Source organism: Mitsuaria sp. TWR114 (genome assembly GCF_007997345.1).
Genome location: NZ_VOSR01000946.1, coordinates 1 through 3,502, shown reverse-complemented (window position 1 = coordinate 3,502; position 3,502 = coordinate 1). Strand labels below are relative to the sequence as shown.

At 71.8% G+C, this 3,502-nt stretch carries 3 protein-coding genes; all 3 read right to left on the bottom strand.

Translation table 11 applies throughout. The annotated features are described in order from the left end of the window. Positions 1-183 (bottom strand): FHA domain-containing protein (locus tag FUT87_RS26190; RefSeq protein WP_147242876.1); only part of this gene is annotated, 183 nt, incomplete at its 3' end. After that, positions 171-1,520 (bottom strand): serine protease, encoded by a 1,350-nt coding sequence (locus tag FUT87_RS26185; protein ID WP_186830771.1) that lies wholly within the window; start codon positions 1,518-1,520, stop codon positions 171-173. The genes FUT87_RS26185 and FUT87_RS26190, both read right to left, overlap by 13 nt. A 198-nt stretch (positions 1,521-1,718) precedes the next feature. Further along, positions 1,719-2,939 (bottom strand): cyanophycinase, encoded by a 1,221-nt coding sequence (locus tag FUT87_RS26180; protein ID WP_147242874.1) that lies wholly within the window; start codon positions 2,937-2,939, stop codon positions 1,719-1,721. Positions 2,940-3,502: the final 563 nt, after the last annotated feature.

The following is a 3,502-nucleotide window of genomic DNA, read 5'->3' as shown; positions in this document are numbered from 1 at the left end:
GGCCGGCGCCGCATCCGTCCCGGCGTCGTCCCAGTGCAGCAGCGCATGGGCGCCGGCCAGGTGCGGATCGGCCAGCACCAGGTCGCAGTCGGGCGAGCGCCCGATGCGCAGCGGCCAGGCCCGCACCTTGTGGGTTTCCCGGCAATGACCGTCCCGGTCGACGATCTCGATCACCGCGTCCATGCGAATCCTTGCAGGTAATGACGCGTCAGCTGGGTGGCATTCGCGAAGCTGACGCCGCGGGCGTCGAAGCGGCCCAGCGCGCCCTCGGTCGCGGCGTCGACGTTGGTGACCAGCACCGTCAGGTCGAACAGCCCGTCGAGCTTGCGGTAGGCGCGCAGGCAGGCGACCGCGCGCAGCGGCGGGCCGTCCTTCTGCTGGACGAAGTCCTCGCGGCAGTACGGCGCGGTGCGGTCGCGGTCGGGACCGCCCAGGCGCTCGTTGCGGAAGCTGGCCGAATAGATCGTCGAGAAGCGGACCGCGCCCAGCTTGCTGCCGTCGTAGACCTCCTCGGTCACGCCGAAGTAGCCGGTCTGCAGGGACTCGCTGATGAACAGCGCGTGCTCCATCCGGCATTGCGTGCGCTGCATCTGCAGGCCCTGCGCGTCCGCGGAGGTGCCGCTGCCCCAGCAGCGCATGTACTGCTCCTGCGGGATCGGGAAGCGGTAGCGCGGGTGCGTCAGCGTGCGCCAGGGCTGGGCCAGGAAGTTGCGCGACAGCTCCTCCTGGTAGGCCATCAGCTGCTCGCGCAGCTTGGGCCAGGCCGCGCCCTTCATCGGCGCGGCGTCGCGGCTGCGCGCCAGCAGCGCGGCGGCGTGCTGCGCCGGCACCAGGAAGCTCATCTGCTGCGCGAAGATCATCGTCGACACGTTGATGCCGACGATCTCGCCGTCCTCGTCCAGCACCGGGCCGCCGCTCATGCCGGGGTTGATGGAGCCGGAGTAGTAGATCAGCGGATCGAAGCTGCGCTCGACCAGGCCGTTGTAGGTGCCCTCGACCACGGCGAAGGCGACGTCGTGCGGGTTGCCCATCGAGTAGATGCGCTCGCCCTTGGCGAGCGGCTGGTCGGCCTTGCGGAAGGCCAGCGGCGTGGCCGTCATGCGCGCGACGACGCCCTTGGGATCGGCCTTGGCATCGCCGCCCTTGGCGACGATGCGCAGCAGCGCCAGGTCGCGGCGGGCGTCGAAGTCGAGCAGGACGATGTCGCCGCCGTCGCCTTCCGGCGTCTGGTACTGCAGCCGGTAGCGCTCGGGCTCGAGCGCATGCTGGCTGATCACGTGGTAATTCGTGATGACGTGGCCCTGCGCGCTGACGACGAAGCCGGACCCCACCGAGGCCTGGCTGCCGTTGAAGAGCGTGCGGACCTGCAGCAGCTGGGCGCGGCTGCGGTCATAGAGCCGGCGGGCGCTGGCGGAGACCGGGGCCGAGGCTATCGCCTGGCTGGCCGCGGCCGTGCCGGGCTGCGGGGCGCTGGCGGGCGGCGCAACGACGGACGGCGCGACGACGGGCGGTGCGGACAAGGGAGGCCGCTGCGGCGAGGGCGCCGGCTGGGCCTCCGGCGCGGGGCGCGTCTGCGCCGCGGCGGGCAGGCCGAGCGCCACCGCGACCAGCAACGTGGCCGCCCGGGCGAGGGCCCGCCCAAGGGTGAGAGGATTTCGCGACAACGCAGCAGACTCCAGGAATGAGCGAACGCCGCATGCTAGCGGCTTTGCGTCGCCTCAGGGCTGCTGCGGGCGCTCGCCGGCCGGCGGCTCCTCCGGTGTGGCGGACTGCCGCGGGCGCCGGTCGCCGGGCCAGGGGCCGAACAGCGGTTGCGGCATGCGCACCGGCGTGACGTCCAGGTACAGGTTGACCACGGTGTAGTCCTCGGGGCCGAGCTCGTCGGTGCTCCAGCCGATGCTGCCGGGGCCCTTGTAGAGGCGGAAGAGGAAGCCGAGGTCGGCCAGCGCGTCGCCCGCCTTGGGCGCCGCCTCGAAGCTCAGGCCGCGGAACTCGGGCTGCACGCTGTCGATGAGGATGGACATCGCGGTCGAGATGGTCGAGTCACCCAGCATGTCCGTGTAGAACTGCGGCAGCGTGTAGTAGGGCTTGTAGTCCGGCGCACCGGGCTCCAGCTTCTGGCCGCGCAGCTTCAGCGCCGACGGCGTCACGCCGCGCGTGCGCAGGTTCATGCGGTCGCCGTGATCGAGGTAGGTGAGCCTGGCGTTCTTCAGGTTGAAGACGCCGAGCGCGCGGTCCGAACTCGCCTCGCTGAGGTCGACCAGCAAGGCCCCCTTGTGGCCGAGGATCTCGACCTCGTCGCCGCGGATCACGGCGGCGGAGTTCTCGTCCACGCCCAGGCCCAGCTGGTAGCCCTTGGCCAGCATCAGCGGCACCATGCGGCCGAAGCGGCCGCGCTTGAGGAAGTGCTGGTCGACGAACAGCCCCGGCCCGACGAAGCCCAGCCCGCGGTCGATCTGCTTGCCCTCCTCCCACTGGCCCTTGAGGATGCTGATCACGCTGGGCGCGTCCCGGAACATCACCGTGCTCATGATCGCGGCGCCCGCCGAGGTGCCGGCCACGACGCCGCCCTTGCGGTAGACGTCCCAGATGGCATCGAGCATCGGCGTCGAGTGGCCGCCCGGGAAGAGCACGTCGACGATGCGCTCCTGCGAACCGCCGGTGAAGAAGATGCCCTTGGCATTGCGCACCTTGGCGATCAGCGCGGCGTCGCGCACCACCTTGTTCAGGTCGACCCACGAGAACTTCGGCGCGACCGGCAGCGCCTCCGCGACCGCGCCGCGGCGCTGCAGCTGCTCGACCACCTGCTTGGCGCTGGCCTCCGGGTCCTCGGCGGCCGTGCCGAAGACGACGAAGCGTGCGCCGCGTCCCCCCGCCAGCGCGATCAGGCGGTTCCAGACCTCGTCGTTGTCCGCCTTCAGGGCGCCGCCGATCGCCATCGCGTGGCCTTTAATGGGGACATCGGCGCCAGGGCCAGGCGTTGCCTGGGGAACGGACGCCGCGGGCGCTGCCGGCGCAGGGGCGACGACGGCGGGCTTGGTCGCGGCCGGTCTGGCGGGCGTCGGCGCGCCGGGCGCGGTGGGAGCGGCCGCCCGGGCCGTCATCGCGGCCAGGACCAGCACCGGGCCGAGGGCGCCGGCTACGCGACGCAGGGAACAGCGATCGAACATCGTCAAGGCCTCACGCCGCGGACCGGCGGCATCACGTAACCGGAGGAAGCCGCCCCAATGACGGGGCGGATCGGACGAAGGGGGGAGCGCAGGAGGGCAACGATAGCGTCGCGTCCCCACCGACGGGTGACTGTTGGTCACACCGCAGTTGCTTCGTCGCGACTGTCGCGGGAGATCACCCTTGCCGGTGCCGGGCCGGTCCCTAGACTGGTCCGTCAGAGCCATCCCCCAACGGCCTCAGGGAGCCCGCCATGACCGTCCCTTCCCCCCGTGTCGCCAAACGTCCGCCGTGCCCACCGAGCCTGCCGCGAGCCTGCGCGGTCGCCGCGCTG

What these genes read in the sequence shown, in the direction of transcription:
- FUT87_RS26180 (WP_147242874.1), bottom strand. Translation starts at nt 2,939, where the DNA reads ATGGCGATCGGCGGCGCCCTGAAGGCGGACAACGACGAGGTCTGGAAC.